General features: G+C 55.0%; 18 protein-coding genes and 1 other RNA gene. 3 read left to right on the top strand and 16 right to left on the bottom strand.

What is annotated here, in order from left to right; all coding sequences use genetic code 11:
* Positions 1-9 precede the first annotated feature (9 nt).
* From L1047_RS03025 to uvrC, 15 genes are all read right to left on the bottom strand, one after another.
* Positions 10-723, bottom strand: coding sequence for an E3 ubiquitin ligase family protein (locus L1047_RS03025; protein ID WP_235277281.1), 714 nt, complete (start codon positions 721-723; stop codon positions 10-12).
* Between the two features lie 630 nt (positions 724-1,353).
* Positions 1,354-1,758, bottom strand: a complete 405-nt coding sequence (locus tag L1047_RS03020; protein ID WP_235277280.1) for a hypothetical protein — start codon at positions 1,756-1,758, stop codon at positions 1,354-1,356.
* 77 nt (positions 1,759-1,835) lie between these two features.
* Positions 1,836-1,933, bottom strand: an RNA gene (ffs, locus tag L1047_RS03015) — signal recognition particle sRNA small type.
* Positions 1,934-2,045: 112 nt separating this feature from the next.
* Positions 2,046-2,768, bottom strand: a complete 723-nt coding sequence (locus L1047_RS03010) for a BMC domain-containing protein (protein ID WP_443081676.1) — start codon at positions 2,766-2,768, stop codon at positions 2,046-2,048.
* 19 nt (positions 2,769-2,787) lie between these two features.
* A complete protein-coding gene (locus L1047_RS03005) occupies positions 2,788-3,450 on the bottom strand; it encodes a hypothetical protein (protein ID WP_235277278.1) in 663 nt (220 codons plus the stop codon).
* Between the two features lie 65 nt (positions 3,451-3,515).
* Positions 3,516-5,489, bottom strand: coding sequence for a ribulose bisphosphate carboxylase small subunit (locus tag L1047_RS03000; RefSeq protein ID WP_235278841.1), 1,974 nt, complete (start codon positions 5,487-5,489; stop codon positions 3,516-3,518).
* A gap of 56 nt (positions 5,490-5,545) precedes the next feature.
* Positions 5,546-5,845, bottom strand: a complete 300-nt coding sequence (locus L1047_RS02995; RefSeq protein WP_235277276.1) for a EutN/CcmL family microcompartment protein — start codon at positions 5,843-5,845, stop codon at positions 5,546-5,548.
* Complete coding sequence (locus L1047_RS02990) at positions 5,845-6,186, bottom strand: carbon dioxide-concentrating mechanism protein CcmK (RefSeq protein WP_235277274.1); 342 nt, start codon at positions 6,184-6,186, stop codon at positions 5,845-5,847. Before L1047_RS02990 ends, L1047_RS02995 begins: the two co-directional genes overlap by 1 nt.
* A 128-nt stretch (positions 6,187-6,314) precedes the next feature.
* Positions 6,315-6,623 (bottom strand): carbon dioxide-concentrating mechanism protein CcmK, encoded by a 309-nt coding sequence (locus L1047_RS02985; RefSeq protein ID WP_011430450.1) that lies wholly within the window; start codon positions 6,621-6,623, stop codon positions 6,315-6,317.
* 414 nt (positions 6,624-7,037) lie between these two features.
* Positions 7,038-7,775 (bottom strand): energy-coupling factor ABC transporter ATP-binding protein, encoded by a 738-nt coding sequence (locus L1047_RS02980; RefSeq protein ID WP_235277272.1) that lies wholly within the window; start codon positions 7,773-7,775, stop codon positions 7,038-7,040.
* Positions 7,776-7,781: 6 nt separating this feature from the next.
* Complete coding sequence (locus tag L1047_RS02975) at positions 7,782-8,624, bottom strand: cell division protein FtsQ/DivIB (protein WP_235277270.1); 843 nt, start codon at positions 8,622-8,624, stop codon at positions 7,782-7,784.
* 56 nt (positions 8,625-8,680) lie between these two features.
* Positions 8,681-8,899, bottom strand: coding sequence for an NAD(P)H-quinone oxidoreductase subunit O (gene ndhO, locus L1047_RS02970; protein WP_235277269.1), 219 nt, complete (start codon positions 8,897-8,899; stop codon positions 8,681-8,683).
* A 116-nt stretch (positions 8,900-9,015) separates the two neighbouring features.
* On the bottom strand, positions 9,016-10,698 hold the full coding sequence (locus L1047_RS02965; protein WP_235277268.1) for an NAD+ synthase: 1,683 nt from the start codon (positions 10,696-10,698) through the stop codon (positions 9,016-9,018).
* Positions 10,699-10,803: 105 nt separating this feature from the next.
* Positions 10,804-14,004 (bottom strand): PAS domain S-box protein, encoded by a 3,201-nt coding sequence (locus L1047_RS02960; protein ID WP_235277267.1) that lies wholly within the window; start codon positions 14,002-14,004, stop codon positions 10,804-10,806.
* A gap of 528 nt (positions 14,005-14,532) precedes the next feature.
* Positions 14,533-16,404 carry an excinuclease ABC subunit UvrC gene (uvrC, locus tag L1047_RS02955; protein ID WP_235277266.1) on the bottom strand — a complete coding sequence of 624 codons (1,872 nt, stop codon included), beginning with the start codon at positions 16,402-16,404 and terminating at the stop codon, positions 14,533-14,535.
* A gap of 128 nt (positions 16,405-16,532) precedes the next feature.
* Between uvrC and L1047_RS02950 the strand changes: the two genes are divergently transcribed.
* The 3 genes from L1047_RS02950 to L1047_RS02940 all read left to right on the top strand — a co-directional run bounded on the left by L1047_RS02950 (position 16,533) and on the right by L1047_RS02940 (position 19,783).
* A complete protein-coding gene (locus tag L1047_RS02950) occupies positions 16,533-17,081 on the top strand; it encodes a metal-binding protein (protein ID WP_235277265.1) in 549 nt (182 codons plus the stop codon).
* Between the two features lie 208 nt (positions 17,082-17,289).
* The gene (gene pds, locus L1047_RS02945) at positions 17,290-18,750 is read left to right on the top strand and encodes a 15-cis-phytoene desaturase (RefSeq protein WP_235277264.1); all 1,461 of its coding nucleotides are present in this window, start codon (positions 17,290-17,292) and stop codon (positions 18,748-18,750) included.
* 154 nt (positions 18,751-18,904) lie between these two features.
* Positions 18,905-19,783, top strand: coding sequence for a phytoene synthase (locus L1047_RS02940; RefSeq protein ID WP_235277262.1), 879 nt, complete (start codon positions 18,905-18,907; stop codon positions 19,781-19,783).
* 87 nt (positions 19,784-19,870) lie between these two features.
* Here the strand turns inward: L1047_RS02940 and L1047_RS02935 are convergent, their stop codons facing one another.
* The gene (locus L1047_RS02935) at positions 19,871-21,397 is read right to left on the bottom strand and encodes a family 10 glycosylhydrolase (RefSeq protein ID WP_235277260.1); all 1,527 of its coding nucleotides are present in this window, start codon (positions 21,395-21,397) and stop codon (positions 19,871-19,873) included.
* Positions 21,398-21,432: the final 35 nt, after the last annotated feature.

Here is a 21,432-nt window from a genome sequence, read left to right as displayed (position 1 = left end):
CGGACTCAATCACCTAGACCATGCAATCATTAGACAGATGATCCCTATGACCAAGCTTATAGCTGAGCCACCCAGGCTAGCTTGACCCTCATTCTTCTTTTTTTCTAACAGCTCATTGCCAGACTGGAGGGATACCAGTAGCTGTCCACCTGCTTGAGGTTTGCGGATAACCGCTTCTCCCCCTTCAGAGGCAACTTGTCCTGTGATAGTCACGAAAGTATCTAAGGGAAGGAGCGACTCTTTGTAGTTAAATCTCCTGGGTTTTCGGTAGCCTTTACTGCTAGCAGCAGAATAATTGGCAAGGCTCATGCTAAAGGTGCCATAGTTAATTGTTAAAATATTGGAAGGAGCATTTGTTTGTTCATCTACAACGACAACAGACTCGATTTCTCCTCCCGTTATATCTACTCGCAGGCGACCTGTTTCATCTTGAACATAAAAGGGGGTTGAGCGAGTCATTTTATGGATAGTTTCGCTACCCCTTTCATTTTCTTCAACAACCCAATAGGTGTAACCGTCTTCGGTGTATTGATAACCAACAGTTGGAGAACGCAGCAGATCTGATTGAAAGTCAGACTTCTTCCTTTCAATATCAGATCTTTCAATACTAGATTTCTTCCTTTCAATGTTCAACTTCTCTCTGTTAGGTTTCCAGCTAGAACTTTTGTAAGAAGAATAGCTAGTCCCATAACTGTAATCAGAAGGCCCAGGGCGATCCCGCATATACTCTTCCCGGATCACATTTCCCTTGTCATCTAGAGTTTTGCGGCAATACCTTGTTTCCTCGTAGTCCCAGGTCACTTCTGAGGTGTAGTAGACGCAGGGTCGCTGAGACAGCTCGGCAAATAGGGGTTGAGCACACACAACTTTGCCAGCAACTTGCACCAGCAGGGGAGATTCGGACCGCTGTCTACTGCGAACTAGAGCCTGTTTTGTATACTTTGGTTTTCTCCAGTTGGCGGATTAACCGCTGCAACTTCAGGTACTCAAAAAATAGCGCAACTGCTCCCCCCAGAAATAGGAGCCCGGCAATCATCCAGCCACTCATCAGCCCAGCCTCCAAGTCAAGAACGATACCGAAATGCTAGCTGATCAGAAATCTTGAATAGATTTCGCCACAGTTAAGTCGAGGTTAAGAAACGGCTAAGAGATTTTGGCTATGGCGGACTAGAAGATTCAACGGGAATCGGCGAATCCGAGACCTAGCCCGTAACGAGATTGCCGATACCCGTCAAGATTTCCTGCACAAACTATCTACCCGTAATGATGTGCCAAGAACCTCCATCCGCCCACGGTGGGGAGGATGTCAAATGCCTTGGTCATTTCTGACTATCTCCCAGGGTTAAGTTAGGATTAAGACCTACCTTTGATTCGATCCAATTCCGCTTGTAAGTCTGCAATCTGCTGGCGAAGGCGGGCTGCTTCCGAAAGCTCAATGGCGGTGCTGGCCTCATCTGTTTCGTCGCCAATGTCATCAATGTTGATCTTGCGGGGGCCGCCGGTTTGGCCCGGTTCCACTTTGCGGTTGGCATTGGCAGCCAGGGTGTCCATAAATACCCGCGCTTCTTCAGCGCTCATGGCTCCTCGCTCCACCAACTCATCCACCAAGGTTTGGGCCTGCTTGCGCAATTCATACAGACGGGTGCCAGCCTTACCCGCCACTTTGGCAGCATTGTCCGCCGCCACAGCGGCTAAACCCATGCCGAGATAGAGGGCTCTCTGGGCAAAATTGGCGATGGGATTGTCTGTCTCAGCCATGCGTGGTGCGTTGCCAGTGCAATGGTGGATGGACTTAAAAACAGGCTCACCCAGTGCAGAGAGACTGAGTGATAACGGGCGACCCGGGTTAACGCGCCTGCTCAGAGCATCCCGTGGTGCTGCTACCTTCCGATCCTGACACGATTTAGGCGTCGGAGCCGCACGGACCCAGGTCTTTAAGTAGCCTAGCACTTTTCCCGCTGGGCTGTTGGGTGGGATCCCGCTTTTTGTAGGGTGTCGGACTGGGGCTAGGAAACCCACCCGGAAGCAGCAGCCTATTTACGGATTCAAGGGGGTTCAGGGGGTTCCAAATAAACAGGGATCCGCTCCACAGCAGTATCGCTGCGTTGTACCTCTTGTTCTTGGGCCTGGGGAATGGCCACCGGCAGGCTGACGGGCTGAGCAACAAAACAACTGGCTACGGGCAGGGCTTGCTCCAGCTCGTCGAGGGGGCGTGGGATCACGGCAATCGCGTGTAATTCTCCGATGCGCTCTGCTTCGTACATGCCGGCATCGATGGCAATGGCCACATTGGCCACTGTGCCCCGTACAATTGCCGTACAAAGGCCATCCCCAATGGTTTCGTAGGCAGCCAGTTGCACATCAGCGGTTTTTAGCATGGTATCGGCAGCCCCCACCATGGCTGGGAAGCCCCGTGTTTCTAGCAGACCCACCGCTAAGTTGCTGAGGCGGCTATAACCGCGATTTTGCGCCAGTTGAGAAAGCTTGTTGCTAATCGGCAGCACCACCTCCAGATTGGGCAGAGGGCGCGGGATCACCAAACTGGAGAGATCCTCCTGGTCGAAATGGCGGGCTAGCTCGATCCCCTCTTCGATGGCAATCCGCACATCGGCAATGCCCCCCCGCACAATCGCCGTACAGTAGCCCCCGGAGGTTTTCTCGAAGCCGATCAGAGTCACCCCGGCTGATTTGGTCATGGCATCGGCGATGCGCACGATCACCGGGAAGCTGCGGGTTTGAATCAGGCCCAGAGAAGTTGACATCGGCATCCTACTTACTCATGCCAGTCTAGCCATCGTTGGAGGAGAGCGCCTGTCGATGGGGGTAAATCTTGCCCAGCAGTCGATCCAGCTCCGAGTGTCCCGGGATCCCGTTCAGTTTCCGGATCTTCTTGGAACGAGGCTTTTCTTGGGCTTGCTGAGCAGATTCTTGCCAAAGACGGGTTTGTTTTTCCACATTGGCCACCGGGGAATTGGGGGGTGGAGGTGGCGTGGGTTCTGGGGCGGCTGTTGCTTCTCCAGGTTCTGTCTGAGTGTCGCCAGCGTTGGCCGCTTCGATATGGGTAGGATCGACATAGGTGGGATCCCCAATTAAAGAGCCGGGGGGGATCACCTGTTGGCTTAGAATCGAGCAATCCAGTAGGGTGGTTTCGGAGCCGATACAGGCATGCCTGCCAATGGTGCCCTGCCCGATGATCAATACTCCCGTTCCCAAAGTTGCCCCCGCTTCGATAATTAAGGAGCCCCCATGGGCATGCAGGATGGATCCCATACCAATGCACACCCCCCGCCCGATTTGAATGCGACAGCCGGGATTGGCCCGCAACAGCACCCCCGCCCCAATTCCGGCCCCTGCCTCGACATGCACCTCACCGCTGACGAAATAATGGGCTTCGCTGACTTGACCAGGCAAGGCGCTAAGCGTCAGTAGGTTTGGCAGAGTAGAGGCCAAGATGCTCCTCATCGCTAGGGGGTCGGGCTTGAACCGAACAGAGGTTAATCAAACAATAGGGATCCCTAGGGGGTTTGGATGATTTGCTCCAACACCCGCCGTTTCGCCTTGGCATCAATGCCGAGCAGGCGCACATATTCGCCGCGATGTTCCTCTAGACAGGCCTCTAGAGCAGCCACCACCTGAGGTATCTGGGTGGCTTCGATGGGGCTACAGCTTTGCCAAGAGGAGGTGCGGAAGCGACGCTTATCGGCATGTTCGGTACCAATGCGATAGCCCTGGCTCAACAGCTGTTGTACCTGCGTCAAGACCTCGGCATCGAGGCGAGTGGAGGGGGTATGGGAGGCACTGGCAGAAGATGGGACAGCGGGGGTGGAGGGGGATCCCGCCGGTTTATTGCCGGGGGTTTGGATGATTTGCTCAAAGACCCGTTTTTTGGCCTTGGAGTCGATGCCGATCAGGCGTACATATTCCCCTTGATGTTCAGCCAAGGCAGCTGTGAGCTTCGCCAGCACCTCCGGCCCACGGGTGGCGCGAATGGTGGGGCCACTCTTCCAGGAAGAGGTCTTAAAGCGGCGCTCATCCGCATATTCGTAGCCAATCCGATAACCCTGGGCCAAGAGACGATGAACTTCCTCCTGCAGCCCTAGCTCCAACCCGGCAACGCTCCCTGCCGACGCAGCAGCCCCAGCAGCCTTACCCACACCAGTAGAACCGCGACTCACCTGCCCTTGCGGGGTTTGAATCACCAACTCCAGCACCCGCCGTTTGGCCTTTGGATCGATCCCCAACAACCGCACATACTCCCCTGGGTGCTCCGCCAAAGCGATTTGGATGGAAGCGAGAATCTCGCGGGGTTGGCCACTCAGGTTGCCCAGCGTTTGCCAGGAGGAGGTACGGTAACGACGGGCATCGGCCGCTTCTAACCCAACCCGGTACCCTTGCGCCAGAAGAGAACGGATCTGATCTTCCAAGTTCAGGCCATCACCAGAAGGGACAGCGGGTGCAGCACTTGAGCTGGGGGCTGACGGGATCCGAGATGACCCTCCAGCAACTTGGGCCGGCCCATCAGGAGTTTGGATGATCTGCTCCAAGACCCGCCGCTTGGCCTTCGGATCGATCCCCAACAGGCGCACGTATTCCCCTTGGTGCTCAGCCAGAATTGCCCCCAACGACTGCATCACCTCAGCTTCGCGGGTACTGGTGATTGGGCTTTCACTTTGCCAGGAGGAGGTGCGGAAACGACGCGCATCGGCATATTCAAGGCCAACTCGATATCCCTGGGCCAATAGGGCGCGAATTTGCTCCACCACCTCAGGCTTGAGATGGGATCCGCCGCCGTTCCATCCGTTGGCACGATGGGAGGAATAGGTCATGGGTGCAGTCTCCGTAGCCGTTTTATGGGTGCTCGATTGCAGTTCATTGCGGATCGGGGCAATGCAGACTAGGTTTTCGCTGCATTGGTAGCCCTCTCGCAGCGCTTGGTTAATACCAATCACATGCTGGGCAAACTTGGCATCGCTGTCCTGCACGTTAGGCAGCCGATCTGCCTCGGCTTGGGTGGTGATGATGGAACCAGAGGGCACATATTTGCCGGGGGGAATCTCCACATCCTGAATTAGGCAGTGCAACATGACGATGCAGCCATCCCCAACCCGAGCATTGAACACCGTTGAGCGAAAGCCGATAAAGCAGTCGTTGCCCACATAGGCTGGCCCGTGAATCAGGGACATGTGAGCGATGGAGGTATTCCTGCCGATCCAGACGGAGTAGGGTTCACCATCTTCCCCCACGACCCTTCCTTGCTCGAGGCCGTGGATCACCACCCCATCTTGGATGTTGGATCCCTCACCAATATGAAAAGGGGATCCCTCGTCGGCTCGAATCGAAGTGCCTGGAGCGATCAAAACCTGTGCTTCCACCCGCACATCCCCAATCAAATTGGAGAAGGAATGTACATAGGCGGACGGGTCAATATCGGGCTCCGCCAATTCACGAGACCAAGGGGTCGGCGGCGCAGCATAGGTACGAACAGGCATAACCATGAGCCTCTAAAGCGTATCAGGGGGGAGGAAAGAAAAAGGGTGGATCCCAGCTAGCGTTGATCTCGCTTGTTATAGAGGGAGCGACCGCCAACGCTGACAGTATCGATGATCGCCATCACCACCGCATCTAGAGGACGAGTTTCATTCCCCTGCGGTTGACGGGCAGCACTGCCCTGGCTGACCAGTACCCACTCTTCGGTTCCGGCCCCCACGGGATCGGCGGCCACTTCGTAGTCCGGTTGCGGCTGCCCCTGGAGATCGACATACTGCACCAACAGAAACTTCACGCCCGTCAGGCTGGGATCCTTCTGGGTGCTGGTAACGGTGCCCCGGACGATGGCGATACGCATCAGGGACGGGTGAAGGGACGGATGGCATTCACCCCTTCGCGGAACTGGGCCACATCTTCCGTATACCGAATCGGGAGAACATACTCCAAGTTTTCGTGGGGACGGGCGATGATGTGCCAGGAGAGCAGTTGACCGCCATTGACCCGCTTCACAGAATCGATCCCGGCAGACACCGAAGCCTGCACTTCCGAGACATCGCCCCGTACGATCACCGTGACCCGGCCACTGCTGATTTTTTCGTAGCCCACCAAGGTAACCCGAGCGGCCTTCACCATGGCATCGGCGGCTTCCACCACCGCGGGAAAGCCCAAGGTTTCAATCATGCCGACTGCAATAGCCATATGTACTCCTTATGCTGAAATTCGAGGATAGGGTGCGAATGTAAACTCAACACCAACATTGAGATTGAGGGGCCTAGCCCCATTGCCGCGCTGGCATCCCTCCAGGGATCCCTGAGGACGTCCAACCTCTAGGTGCGGAACTGCTCGACGGCTTCGGTGTAGCGAATGGGCAATACAAATTCTAGGTTTTCGTGAGGACGGGCAATGATGTGGTGGGATAGGATCTCACCGCCACTGACCCGCTTGGCTGACTCCAAACCGGCGGCCACCGAAGCCTGTACTTCCGAGACGTCGCCCCGCACGATCACCGTGACCCGACCACTGCCAATTTTTTCGTAACCCACCAAGGTAACCCGAGCGGCCTTCACCATGGCATCGGCGGCTTCCACCACTGCCGGAAACCCGCGGGTTTCGATCATTCCTACTGCGATAGGCATATCAACTCTCCACTTTTGAACATTGAGTTCCTGAACGTCGCAAAACCAAGCAATGAGGCAATTTTATCTCGCTTATTGGGTTCGCTTATGCAATCTCATCAGAGAGGAACTTTTGCCCAAACCTTGATCAGAAGGCTATCTTGGCTAAACCTCGACCACCCAACAGGAGGACAAAAATGCCAGCTCTGAGCCAAAATCCATATCTTTCTTGCACAAAACCGATCATACAAAATCGATCAGGATGACCCAGAGGAAGGTTCTCCAACTTAACAAAATGATATCCCCAATTGATCCTGAACAAAAATCAATATTTTTAATTAGCGTGATAGCTTTTTATTAAGAGAGGCCAAATAACTGTTAATTAAAAAATAATTCTTGACATTTTTCGCTCGACAACAGCCTCTAGCTTCTGGCTCATCGCCGCAACGAGTAGGGCACCTCCAGGCCATGAGCTTCCATTAGGTCTGGTTGGCTCATCACCTGAGCTGGGGATCCCGATGCCCAAATACGGCCTTGATCCAGCAGAATCACCCGCTCACACACCTCCAGAATCAGCTCTAGATCGTGGGAAGCCAGCAGGAGCGTTTGCGAAGTTTGGTGCAGGAACTGGATCAGCCGCCGCCGTGCCCGCAGATCCAAGTTGGCGGTCGGCTCATCGTAAAGAACCAGTTGCGGTCGCATCGCCAGGATCCCGGCAATTGCCACCATGCGTTTTTCCCCACCCGAAAGATGGTGGGGGGGGCGCTCCGCCAGGTGCAGAGTGCCGGTGTGGTGGAGCGCTGCCTGAACGCCAGCAGTGATCTCCTGTTCCGAACCACCTAAGTTGCGCAGTCCAAAGGCCACATCTTCGGCGACGGTGGGGGCAAACAGTTGATCGTTGGGATCCTGAAACACCAACCCCACCTCTGGGCGAAATTCTCCTAGCACGAGCGGCTGTCCTAACAAGGTCACTTGGCCAGAGCGAATTGGCAACAGACCACAGAGGGTGAGGAACAGGGTGGTCTTGCCCACGCCATTCGGGCCAATTACCCCCAGACGCTCTCCAACCTTGACCTGCAGATCGATCCCTTGCAACACAGGTGGGCGGCCCGGGTAAGCCGTCCACAACTGCTTTGCGTCCACCGCCACTTCAGAGGGGGCTGGAAAGTTCATATGGGTTTAGGGCAGATCTAGCTGCCAACGCTCTTGGCTGGCGCTAGGGGTGAGTTGCAGGGTGGGCACTGTAGGGCTAGTCAGATCGATGTGGACGATTTGGTCAGGAGTACAGTCGCAGTAACGGCGCAGATCCCGCATTTGGTTGAGAGTTTGAATTTGCAGCGCTAATCGGTCGGAAATTGGCCCTAGGTAGACATTGCCCAGTTCGGTACGCAATGTGATCGCCCCGCCCCCTTGCCAGTCCACCGCCTCGATCTGAATCTCCAACTGTTGTAGAGCCTTGAGCAAAAGCGCCCATTGCTCCGGGGTATGGCTCTCCCAACCCAGTAACTCCAACTGGGGCAGGGGACGGGTAGAACGGTCGAGAGCATGACTTCGAAAAGAGTTGAGAGCCACCCAGTTGCCCTGGATATCCACCAAACCCAGTTGATCATCCCGCATTGCTCGTGCAATCGGTTGTCGTTCCCGCACCTGGACGATCACACCCACGGGCAGGAGCCGTCGCCGCACCTGAACACTCTCGATTGGGGAGGGTTGAGTTGGGGATCCCAGTAAAGCCCCTTCTAAAACAGCTGGCTGAACTTGCCAAATATCGAGCGGATAGCGCAACGGCAACTGGGATCGTATCCAAGCGGGATCAACCCAGTCGGCGCCCTCCACCTGAATTTGTTCCGGCTGACGGATCTGCCAGTAGGGCTGCCGTAGGCCCAGCACCAGCAGGGCGAGGACGGCCATTGAACTGGTCAGTCGCCAGGATCCCTGCCAAAACCGGCTCCGCCGTTGCTGACGGAGAAGTCGGCGGCGCTGCAACAGTTGTTCGTGTGTGGGAGAAGCCAGAGGAACCATCAAACCACCTCAACCCAGCCATTGCTGTGGAGACGTGGAGCTACGAATGCTCCTATTCAACCACCAATCTCTTCCACTTGATCAGCTCGCAGCCAAATGGTAGGGGTAGGGACAACCCCGAACTTGATCTGCAAATAGTCGTCTTTCATGTCCACGACCTCGCCAGCGGTCTCGAAGACATAGTTGGGGATCAAAGCGTCGCTGGCTTGGGCTTCTAGGCTCCCCTGCAATTGTTCGCGAACAGCTCGCACTAGACTTCCCCGTTTAATCGCCATAGCTCCTCCTCAATGGGTGACTGGTTCGATTAGCAGTTGTATCATGCCTGCTCCTGATCCGATAAAGAATCCCCAAAAAGCACGGGATCCTTCAACCTTTGGGGTGCCTCTAGGTTCTACAGAATTCCCTCAATACGCTTGGCAATCGGCATCCGCCAGCCGGTACCAAAAGCCCGATCCGTAATTCGCAAGCCAGGAGCAGCTTGGTGCCGCTTAAACTCGGCTAGTTCTACCAACCTCAAAACCCGCTGTACTGTTTCCGGATCGTACCCTTGCACCACCAACTCCGGGCCAGATTGGTGCTGCTCAATGTGTCGCTGTAGGATCCCGTCCAGAATGTCATAGGGGGGCAGGCTGTCGCTATCCTGTTGCTCCGGCTTCAACTCCGCTGAGGGGGGTTTGGTGAGGGTGGAAAGTGGGATCCGCTCTTGGTCGCGGTTGATCCAATGGGCCAGTCGATACACCCAGGTTTTGGGCACATCGGAGATCACCGCCAGCCCACCGGACATGTCCCCGTAAATGGTGCAGTAGCCTACCGCCAGCTCCGATTTGTTGCCCGTGGTCAGCAACAGCCGCCGAAATTTGTTGGAAAGGGCCATGAGGGTGGTGCCGCGAATGCGGGATTGCAGGTTCTCTTCCGTGATGTCTGGAGCTAGCCCCGCAAAGGGTTCTGCTAAGAGGTCGCGGTAGCTGTCCATGACGGGCTGAATGGGCAATTTTAGGGTCGGGATCCCCAAGTTTTTGGCCAGTTGATAAGCATCTTCTAGGCTGCCAGCGCTGGAATAGGGAGAGGGCATGAGCACCCCCAAAACCCGCTCTGGCCCCAAGGCAGCGGCGGCAATAACAGCAGTGACGGCAGAATCGATCCCACCGGATAGGCCCAACAGCACCTCCTGAAAGCCACATTTGCCCACATAGTCGCGGGTCCCCAAAACCAGTGCCTCGTAGAGTTGGACTTCCGGTTCTGCCGGCCAGCGGGATCCAGTGGGCACCGTTGTCTGTCTCTGGGGGAATCCCGGAGACTGAGTCAGTTCAGCCAAATCCAGAATGAGATGATCTGGCGCAAAGGCAGCGGCTTGGGCCCAAACCTGGCCGGAGCGATCCAGGGCACAACTGGCCCCGTCAAAGATCAAATCGTCGTTGCCCCCCACCTGGTTCACGTAAAGAATCGGTAGATTGTGCTTGCGGGCTAGGGATCCCAGCATGTCCACCCGCAGCTTTTGTTTGCCCAGGCTAAAGGGGGAGGCAGAGAGGTTGATCAGCAGATCAGCACCCAATTGGGCCATCTGTTCGACCGGATCCTTGTGATAACGTGGATGCTGCCAAAAGTCGCGGTCGTTCCAAACATCCTCACAGATGGTGAACCCCAGCCGATAGCCACGGTACTGAATCGGTTGCGACTGGGATCCCGGCTCGAAATAGCGATCTTCATCAAACACATCGTAGGTGGGCAGCAGGGATTTTTGGAACCAATGACGGATCTGCCCCTGTTCTAGCCAAGCGGCAGCGTTGTAGAGGGGGCGGCCCGCAGGGATGGGGTTGCGCTGAACGGATCCCACCACCACCGGAATGCTGTTCGCCAACTGGCTGGCCAAATGCTCCAAAACTTGGCTCGCTTTCTGAATCAGGGCGGGGTAGAGCAACAAATCACGAGGAGGATAGCCCAACAGAGCCAGCTCGGAAGTAACTGCCAACTCTGCTCCCGCCGCAGCCACTTCCTGCACCGCCAGACGAATCCGCTCGGCATTCCCGCTCAGGTCGCCGACGGTATAGTTTAGTTGTAACAGCGCTACTTTCACCCCACCCCCTCCACCGCCCTTCTGGCTGAGAAGGGCAATTTCTCGATATGGTAGTCAATATGGTAGATTTCACCATAAGTGACCAAAACCGGATCGTCAACGGAATCAGCCTATGGGCAAGCTGAGGATAAAAGTGGTTCGATGATCGCCGCTCTCCACCTGCAAAGCCCCACCTAGATGATTGGCAATCTCCTTGACCAAAGCTAATCCAAGCCCTGTTCCCCCCTGCTGCCAGGGATCCGATTGGGGAATGCGATAAAACCGCTCGAAAATCAGTTCTTGCTGCTCGACGGGAATGGTGGTGCCAGTGTTGGTCAGGTGCAGTTGCACCCAATCGCGGTCAAGGGACAGGGCTTCTAGGTGGATGTGTGCTTGAGGAGGGGTGAATTTGTAGGCGTTGGTCAGCAGTTCCCGCACCAGCCGTTCCAACAGGCGAGGATTCGCTTGGACAAAGGGCAGACGGGGATCCCAGTGAACATATAGCGTTTGCTGGCGCTCCTGCATCCGTTGGCGGAACTTCTCGACCAAGGGAGCCAGGAACGTGGGCAAATACAGTCGCTCTTGACGAGGACTAAGAGTATTATTACTTAGTTTCTGTAGTTCCAGAAAATCATTGATTAGGGAAATCTCGCGTTCGCATTCCTGCTCCAAAACCTCGATGTAATGAGTTTGCTTCGGATCCAGGGGAGCTGTTCTGGCACTGAGCTTCAACATGCGAATCGAAAGACTGATATTGGTGAGTGGAGCTCTTAATTCGTGGGAAACGGTGGCCAGGAAATCATCTTTAAGTTGGTTCAGTTTTTTCAGCTCCACCACCTGGGTTTGGCTGCTGCGGTACAGTCGGGCCTGACGAATGGCGATGGAACACTGAGCCGCCATTTGTTGTACCAAATGAATTTCCCATTCGCTGAAGCTCTCAGAAGGGAAACGCGCCAACCACAGATCGCCGATAATGCCTTGATCATCTTGATCATCAGTAATAGGGCAAGCCAACTTCGTTAGATAAGGAGGGGAAGTTTCGGGATCCCTAGGACGATCCCGATCGCATATCTGAAAACACCACCCTCGCCACAGTTGTTCATAAATGAAAGGGAAGTCTTCCATGTACACCTGATCCCCAATGCCAGGAGTGGGCAGGGTCGTGTATTCGTAGCTGATCAGGGAGTACATTCTGCGGTTATCGTAAATGCCAATATCGCAAAAGATCACCCTCAAAAAAGTCCCTAGTTCTCGCACCACCGTCTGCAAAATGGTGCCTTCATCCAAGGTTTCGTGCATTTGATGGGTGAGGCGACGCAGGATCGATTCAAACTCCAAACTGCGTTCCAGTTCCTGTGTACGTTTCTGCACCAGGGCATGCAACTCAGCTTCACGGGCTTGCTGTAGCACTTCCAGACGCTTACGCAGAGTGATATCTCGCACCAATACAATGGCCTCATCTGGCCCAAAGGGCAGCAGACGGGCTTCTCGGTATTCAGGTAGTTCTTCTTGAGAAAGCTGAGGAACCGGATATTCTGCCACTTGAATCTGTCCAGTTTGAAAAGCCTGTTCTAAGAGCAGGCCAAAATAGGTTGTCCAGTGCTCTGGGAATAGGTCTTGGGCGTAGTGATTGAGGTATTGCTCACTCTCATAGGCGGCGGCAAATCCACGCGGAGGCTTGTAGGACAGGATTAATCCTTGCCGATCCACTTGCAAGAGCATGTCTGGAATCGCTTCGTAAAGAGCACGGTAACGCGCCTCGCTGCGGGCTAGGTCGGCCAAACTTTCTCGCAGATGAATTTCAGCTTTTTTTCGTTCGGAAATATCTTCTACAAAAGCCAAGATAAAGCAGGGATCCCCCTGTTGAGACCGCACTGCAAATAGCTGTAAATGCGCCCAAATCTCTTTGCCGTCTTTGCGGCGAATGATTTTCTCATATTCGTAGTTGTTGATGTGTCCGGCGATTAGTTCTTCCCAAAGCATTTCTCCCCGTTCCTGGTCTTCAAAATGGGGAGTGTAATCCTGCACCTTCAAATTCAGCCAATCCTCCTCGCTGTACCCGGTGATCTCCGCCATCGCGGGATTCAGGCTGAGATATTGAGGGTCGGGATCAAAGTTCATAAGGGCGATCCCCTGTCCACAGAAATTGAAGATGCCTTCCAATTGATTTCTGGTTTCTTCAAGAGCAGACTTAATGTGTTTTCGCTCGTTGATATCATCCAAAAAGGAGACCGCGAACAAAGGTTGTCCATTCTCATCCTTGACCACATACACCTGAGACTTCACCCAGATGGTTTGGCCGTCTTTGCGGGTGCAGTGGTGTTCTAGCTCGTAGTGGCTGCGCTGTCCGCTGACCATTTCCTGCCAAAAGGTTTTCAAAGTCTCGACATCGGCGGGGTCAGGAATATAAGTTTCTAGGGGCAAAGTCCTCCATTCTTCTGCAGAATATCCGGTAATATCGCCGAGGGCTGGGTTCATCCCATGGGGTTTGGCCTCTGCCTCGAGGGGAACCAGAGAAATACCCAGGTTGCAGGACTCCACAATGCCCCAAAGCCGCTGTTGACTTTCTAGCAGCGCCAATTCTATCTGTTTGCGATCGGTGATATCTCGGATCAAGCCCAGAACCCGATCCGAGCCGTAAGGTACCATACGAATTTCTCGATGGCGGGCTTCTCCTTTAAGGGTGGTGACAGGGTATTCCAGGGTTTGCCGAGATCCCGTAGCCAGACAACGAGAAATCAGTCTTTGCAACGAATCGGCAACTTCTGGCGTAAACAGATCTCCTACGGATTTACCTTGAAAATCCTCCAGCGGAATCGAGGTAAAGTGGGCGTTTTCTGGCGGATAGGTCAGCTCTAAATACTCGCCTTCTTTGCTGAAGATGACCAACACTTCAGGGATCGCCCAAATCAAGCTTTGGTGACGTTCTTGGCTAGCAGCCAGGGCTTTCTCGGTTTGTTTTTGGGCTGTGATATCCTCCACGTATCCTTCCAAATAAAGGGGATCCCCTGCCGTGTTTCGCCCTATCTGAACCTGTTCTCGCACCCACACATCCAAGCCCTGGCGATTGTGGAGATGCCATTCTTGAGCGGATCCCCCATCGTCAACTTGGCCCTGAAGCAGATCCCGGAAGAAGTGACGACGACCGGCAGCATTGGTGTAGAACCGATGGCCAAAATCCGACAGGTGGCGCCTTAGGTGGGTGCTGGAGGCATAACCATAGATCTCCGCCAACTTGGGGTTCGCAAATAAACACCGCCCCTCTAGATCCATACGGAAGATCCCGACAGGAGCATTCTCCAGGAGCACATCAAACCCAGTCAGCATTGGGATCCCCCGTGTCGTCATCAGCGGCTTTAAAGTGTGAAAAGAGACAGCCGCTCTTTTGAAAGTATGTATCATTTTCGCTCTGAGCGATGTTTTCTGGGGCACAAGTTTATCTCTGACTCGCTCAACCGAGCGGGAAGGAGGCACACTTCAGGCGTGTATGGGTGTTGCCCAATCAGGGGTTAATGGATTAGGGATCCCGCCTGGGGGGATTGGACAAAGAAAGAATAGAGGCACCATCAAATTTGCAGCCAAGCCAAGAACACAGCCTTTTCCAGCGATACAGACTACAGCCGATGCAGGCCAACCCTTTGTCCGACAAGAAGTTCTTCTTGACTTTGTGTCGTCCATGAAATTGGAAAAGGCTGTAGCCAAGCACGGAATACCCATACGTTGACCCGACGAACTGCTCCACCTACCCTCACTCTAAAGTTGGGGCAAAGCAGACAGACACAGCCAATCTGCTGAATGGATATTGCGCAAATGATGAATTCTATTGGGGGGATCATCGGGATCCCGGTCATTGCCTTAACCCACCTGCGCGGTCCCTAGGGATTCGGCTTGGGTATCTGGGTGAAAGTAGAGGTAAATCTGCCGGGCGAGCTTCGGGCCAATGCCAGGTACTTGGGCCAACTGCTCTTCTGAGGCCATCTGAATGCGGGCAATGGAGCGGAACTCCTCCAGCAAGAGCTTTTGCCGATGTTGGCCCAGTCCGGGGATTTCATCCAACGTGGAGGCCTGTTGACGAACTTTCCGCTGCTGACGATGAAAGGTAATGGCAAAATGGTGGGCTTCATCCCGCAGCCGTTGCAGCAACAACCGGGCCGGATCCTGAAGATCCAGACGGATGGGGATGGGATCCCCTGGCAAGAAGATCTCCTCCTCCCGCTTGGCCAAGCCGATCACCGGCAGATGATCCAACCCCAACTCCATCAGGACAGCCATGACCGCTGACAATTGCCCCTTGCCCCCATCGATTAGCACCAGATCCGGTTGATCCTGTGGAGTCATCTTGCCGAAGCGACGACGGGCCACTTCTGCGTGGCTGGCAAAATCATCGGAACGACCGGAACGCACCTCGGGGTTGCGAATTTTGTAGCGGCGATAATGTTGTTTGGCGGGCAGCCCATCGATAAACACCACCTGACTGCCCACTGCATCGGATCCCTGAATGTGGGAAATATCGTAGGCTTCCAACCGCCGTGGTGCCTCCGGCAAATCCAGTACCTCCGCCAAGCGTTCCAGCGCCGCCGCATCCCGATCCGCCAAACGTTGGGTACGGGTCAACTCCAACTCGGCATTGCGCTCCACCAACTCAATCAGCTCGGCTTTGCTCTGCCGTTGCGGGGCGATGAGGCTCACCTTGCGGCCTTTCTTCTGGCTCAACCAAGCCTCCAAGAAATCATGTTCGGGCAATTCATACTGGGTCAGAATCTCCGACGGGATCTCGACGGGATCGCAATATTGATAATGCTCCTGCAACACCCGCTGCAAAATAAGGGCTGGATCATCCCCCTGATTTTCGGCAATAAACCCCAAGCGCCCCACCAACTTGCCTGCTCGCACCTGAAACAGTTGAATGCAAGCCCGGGAGTCGTTCATGGCCAAGGCCAGAGCATCGCGGCTGACGGTAGAGTTGGGCAAGGAAACCTTTTGAGATTCTCCCAGTTGTTCTAGGCCACGAATTTGATCCCGGAATCGGGCCGCAGCTTCGTAGTTTTCCTGGGCGGCTGCCTGGGCCATTTTCTCTTTTAGATCTTTAACCAGTTCATCCGTCTGCCCCTGAAAGATCATCGCCACCTGAGACAACGTTTTGCGATAGTCCTCTGAGGTGATCAAGCCTTGGCAGACACCCGGACAGCGCCCAATATCGTAGTTCAAACAGGTGCGATCTTTGTATAGGGGCTTAGGCCGTTGTCGCAGCGGAAAAATGCGCTTCACTAAGCCAAGGGTATAGCGCAATAGGCCCACATCAGTATAGGGGCCATAGTATTTGTCTTGGTTTTGATGAAGACGACGGTGACGGGTGATGTAGAGATGGGGATAAGCGTTTGACCAGGTAATGCACAGATAAGGATATTTTTTGTCATCTTTGAGAAGAACATTATAGGAAGGCTGATGGGTTTTGATCAGGTTATCTTCTAGGGCTAAGGCTTCACTTTCGTTGTCAGTGACGATAAATTCGATCTCACAAACCTGAACCACCATGCGCTGAATGCGAGGAGATAGATCGCTGGTAAACCGGAAGTAGGATCGCACCCGGGAGCGCAACTTTTTGGATTTGCCCACATAGAGAATCTGATCCGTGGCATCCCGCATCAAATACACTCCGGGTTCGGCAGGAAGCTCTTTAAGGCGGTTTTCCAGAATGTCGCGGTTTTGGATCAGGGGGGCAGTCATGGCAGTGCAAGGGATCCCGAAAACTTTCCTGAGAACTTTACTGTAGCGTTGCTTTCAGGGATCCCGCTGGGGCAAGCCTTATGCCGATCAAGCGGGTAAACTGAGCCGCAGTTGCCCAGCTCCGATTTATGCCCCTAGGATCCACCCACGATCGCATTACCCTCTGGACGGCCCCGAGCATTACTTTAGCTGCCGGTTTGCTGGGGAACAGCACCACTATCGCTTTGTCTGTGGGATCCGCCTATTTGTTCAGTGGTCTGATGTTTTCTGGGGATCTGGATACCCGCTCTCGGCAGTATCAGCGCTGGCTGTTCTTGCGCTGGATTTGGTTGCCCTACCGCAAATGGATGCGGCATCGCTCCTTTTGGTCCCATGGGCCAATTTTGGGCACAGTAGTGCGGGTGTTGTACCTCAGCCTGTGGGTGGGGGGATTTGGCCTGTTGTGGGCCTGGCTGGGATCCCTGTGGGGCTGGTGGATGTGGCAACCCTGGGTGTGGCGCAGCGATCTTTGGCAACTGCTGCAGGTGCATGGCGAGCTGCTGTTTTGGATTGGCATGGGGCTGGAGCTGGGATCCATGAATCACAGCCTCAGCGATTGGATGATCTCCGGTTGGAAACGTTGGCGCAAGCGTCGCCAGAGTCAGATCTCTGCAGGGCGGCTCAGCTACCGTCGCTAGATTTGCGCTATTGCCTGAGATGCAGAGACTTCACGCAGGCCCTTGAGCTAGCCAAAAACCCTCATAGAGCAAGGGATTGACCTGAATCTGCTGTATTGGATAACGCTGGAAAGGGCTGTACCGCACCTAACCCCTCTCCACCAGAAGCAGTTCGAGCAATTGTAACGGTTTGCAAATAGAATGAGATTGTTCCTTTGCCATCAGAATCATGCGCGTTGCCATTGCTGGAGGAGGGCTAGCGGGGCTGGCCTGTGCCAAGTATCTCTGTGATGCCGGGTATCAACCGCTCCTCTTCGAACGGCGGGATGTGCTCGGGGGGCTGGTGGCCGCCTGGAAGGATGCTGACGGCGACTGGATCGAGACGGGGCTGCACAACTTTTTTGGGGCTTATCCTAATACCTTGCAACTGTTCAAGGAGCTGGGCATTTCCGACCGCCTGCAATGGAAACAACACGCCCTCATCTTTAACCAGCCGGACAAGCCCGGCACCTACTCCCGGTTTGACCTACCGGATATCCCTGCCCCCTTCAACGCTATCGTCGGCATTTTGCGCAACAACGACATGCTCACCTGGGGGGAAAAGGTGAAGTTTGCCATCGGTCTCATCCCAGCCATGATCCGAGGGCAAGGGTATGTGGAGCAGATGGATCGCTATAGTCTGTTGGAATGGCTACGGCGGCAGGGCATCGATGAGCGGGTGAATACCGATATTTTCATCGCTGTCTCTAAGGCGCTAGCCTTCATCAATCCCGACGAAATTTCCGCCACCGTTCCCCTAACGGCTCTGAATCGCTTTTTGCAGCAGAAGGATGGATCCAAAATTGCCTACCTAGACGGCGCCCCCCCCGAGCGGTTGTGCCAGCCGATGGTGGATTACATTGTGGCCCGTGGCGGCGAAGTGCATCTTAATATGGCTTTGCAGGAGATCTCCCTCAACCCGGATGGGAGCGTGCGGGGATTTTGCTTTACCCGAGAGGAGAGGACTCCGTCCCGCTTGCGCGAGGGATCCGCACCGATTGAAATCACTGCCGATGCCTACGTCTCTGCTCTTTCGGTGGATCCCCTCAAGGTGTTGTTGCCCCCTCAGTGGCAAGGGATCCCATATTTTCAGCAGTTGCAGGAACTGGAAGGGGTAGCGGTGATCAGCCTGCAACTTTGGTTTGACCGCAAGCTGACGGAGATTGACCACTCCCTGTTTTCCCGTTCCCCCTTGCTGAGTGTGTATGCCGACATGAGCAACACCTGCCGGGAATACGCCGACCCCAACCGTTCCATGCTGGAGTTGGTGCTGGCCCCCGCCGCCGAGTGGATCGACCGCAGCGATGAGGAGATCTTGTCCGCCACCCTCGAAGAGCTGAAAAAACTCTTCCCGCAACACTTGAGCGGCCCTAACCCGGCTCAAATTCGTAAGTGGGTAGTCGTCAAAACCCCTCGCTCGGTTTACAAAGCCATCCCCGGCAGACAGCAATACCGCCCCAGCCAGGCTACCCCGATCCCCAACTTCTTTTTGGCGGGCAGCTACACCCGGCAACCCTTCCTCGGCAGTATGGAGGGGGCCATCCTCTCCGGCAAATGGGCTGCTGAGGCCATTGTCCAAGGGAAAGGGATCCCATCGGTAACCTCCACTACATCCTCCACCCCTCCAACCCTTACGGCCTCCAGCGTTTAAATCGCTACCGATCAGAGAAGCCTCTACCCGGATTTCCCTCGACTTTGCTGCCTAGGCTGATCTACTGTGTCCCCTTTCCCGTAGTGTTTATGTTGTGCCGTTCCTGTTTGGATCCCCGTTTTGTCCTGGCCCTGCGCCCCTGGAGATGAGCCAGATGAGTCCGCTTGATCAATCCATCGCCCTCTGTCGCCAGATTACGGCCAAGCATGCCAAGACCTTTTATCTGGGATCCCTGTTGTTGCCCCGACCGAAGCGTCATGCCATTTGGGCCATTTATGCTTGGTTGCGGCAAACCGACGAACTGCTGGATGGTCTGGAAGCCAGCAATACGCAGGTGGAGATTACCCGCAGCAAACTGGAACACTGGGGATCCCATTTGGAAGCCTTGTTTCAGGGGGGCGAACCCCAGGTCCCCACAGATTTGGCCCTGATTAACGCCATCCAAACCTATCAGCTCTCGATTCAGCCCTTCCGGAACATGCTGTTGGGCCAGAGCATGGATTTAGATACCCAGCGCTACGCCACTTGGGAAGATCTACGCCTTTACTGCTACCGGGTGGCGGGGGTGGTGGGCCTGATGTCTTCTGAGATCATGGGCTTTGTGCCAGGTTTGGATGGCACTGAAGAGGCGGTGGCCTTGGGCATTGCCATGCAACTGACGAATATTTTGCGGGATGTGGGGGAAGATGCCCGGCGGGGACGGATTTATCTGCCCTTAGAAGATCTGCGCCGCTTCAACTACTCGGAGCGGGATCTGTTCAACTATGTGATCGACGAGCGCTGGATTGCCCTGATGGACTACGAGATCAAACGGGCCCGACAGCTCTACGCCCAAGCCGAACAAGGGATCCGTACCCTCCAGCCAGATTCCCGTTGGCCGGTGGCGGCTTCCTTGATGTTGTATCGACAAATCCTCAATGCAATTGAGCGCAATCACTACCAGGTGTTTCGCACCCGTGCCTATGTCTCCACCCTCAGTAAGGCTTTGGCACTGCCGGTGGCTTGGTGGCGCTCCAACTACTATGGCTACTGAACCGGGATACAGCCTTTTCCAGCGTTACCTGATATATCTGACCTGATATATCTGATATAGCAGAGAAGACCTACCTGTAGAAGAGACCTATAGTCCCCGAGTTTGGCTTTGCAGGCGGAACTTGCGATCCCGATCCGAGTCTGGCTCCATCCAGGAGTAGACGAAATGGCTCACACACTCCAGTTGAGGATAGCGAGATTCTAGGGCCTCCATCTGAATTTCCAGGCTGGCGTGGCCCCCGAAGGGTTGCCCCCAAGTGCCAGCTAAAATCGGGCAAATGGGAGTACCCACGGGCGTTTTGCGGATCACCTCTCCCACTTGATCGGCAACGCAAGTAGCATTGTTTTCTCCGCAAATGGCATAGCTCATCGGGTGCCGCTCGATCCCTGCCGGAAAGCGATCCCAGGGTTGTAGCTTGGCATCATAAGCTCCATTTTGAATGCGGTTGCCACCGGGGAAAAACACAGCCGCCACAGGGATCCCTTCCGCTTGCACAGGCTTTGCAACGGCGGCCAAAAAGTCGATCACCCCTTGCAGGGCATGGTCTATGGAATGCTGCCAAAACTGAGCTTCGTAACGCTGGGCACGGCGAGCGTGGGTGCGCAACCGATCCATCACCGACGGCAGCGGTTCATCCCCATACTGGCTATCCACCTGGGCAACATCGGCTCCAGACAGGGATCCATTTTGTAAATAGCGCTGCAAGAGTTCTCGCTCCCGACGGGTGGGCATACGCTCCAAAAGAGCTGTGCGGCTGGCCTCAGCATGGATCCACAGTTCATGGGGGTGGCTGACCCATTTGTCCGCTCCGACGGCGGTTGGGAAACGAATGTAGTCGAGCAGGACGCCGTCCGGTTGGCGGGCCAAGATGGCGGTGATGGCCGTGATCAAATCTTGGCGGGCTTGCGGATGATAAGGATCCACGAACAGATGTTCAGTTTCGTAGGCATCTTCGTAAAAGGCTTGCCCATCGATGAGCAGGCCCGGATCAAAGCGAGCCTGGGCAATGCTGGTTTCGCCGAGGCCATTGCGGGCCAATAGAGGGGCACGTTCGCTGCGTTCGCTGTAGCTGTAACCAAAATTCATGGCGAACATCCAAGCGTGGATTTGCAAGCCTCTGGCATGACCTTTCTCAATCACCTCTGCCAGCAGATCCCTATCGGCGGGGAGGATCCCGGCAGCCACCGCCTCCTGTAGCACCGAACGCCAAGGGGTAAGATTATCGGCTTCTGGCAACAACACCCGCCCGTCATAGAAGGTTTCCACAAAAACCTGGTTGTAACCTCGATTAACAATCCGATCCAAAACTTCGTCTAGCACGCCGGGTAGCGCATCGGTATCGTAGAGTCGCAGCCACACCGCCTGAGTTTGCGGCCAAGTTTGGGCTCGACAAGCTTGCAGTCGCTGGGCATGGGATCCGATCAAGGCCCGATAGCGCTCAGCAGCTTGGGGATCGGTGAGGCTGGCTTCTAGGAGCTGTTGTTTCTCTAGTCGTTCTGCCTCCGGCAGGCCACAGGTGGGATCCCCCCAAACCGCCTCCGGCAAAGGCCCTGCCACAGCACTGCTACACCAGAGGGCTGCCACGGCACCCAACCCAACCCAAAATCGCCCCACAGCACACCTCCACCTGTCTGTCCGAGATCTCTTCC

The sequence above is a fragment of the Synechococcus sp. Nb3U1 genome, from assembly GCF_021533835.1.
In the GTDB taxonomy this organism is placed as follows: Bacteria; Cyanobacteriota; Cyanobacteriia; order Thermostichales; family Thermostichaceae; genus Thermostichus.
Note: the sequence above shows the minus strand (reverse complement) of the source record. Positions and strands in the feature narration are given on the sequence as shown.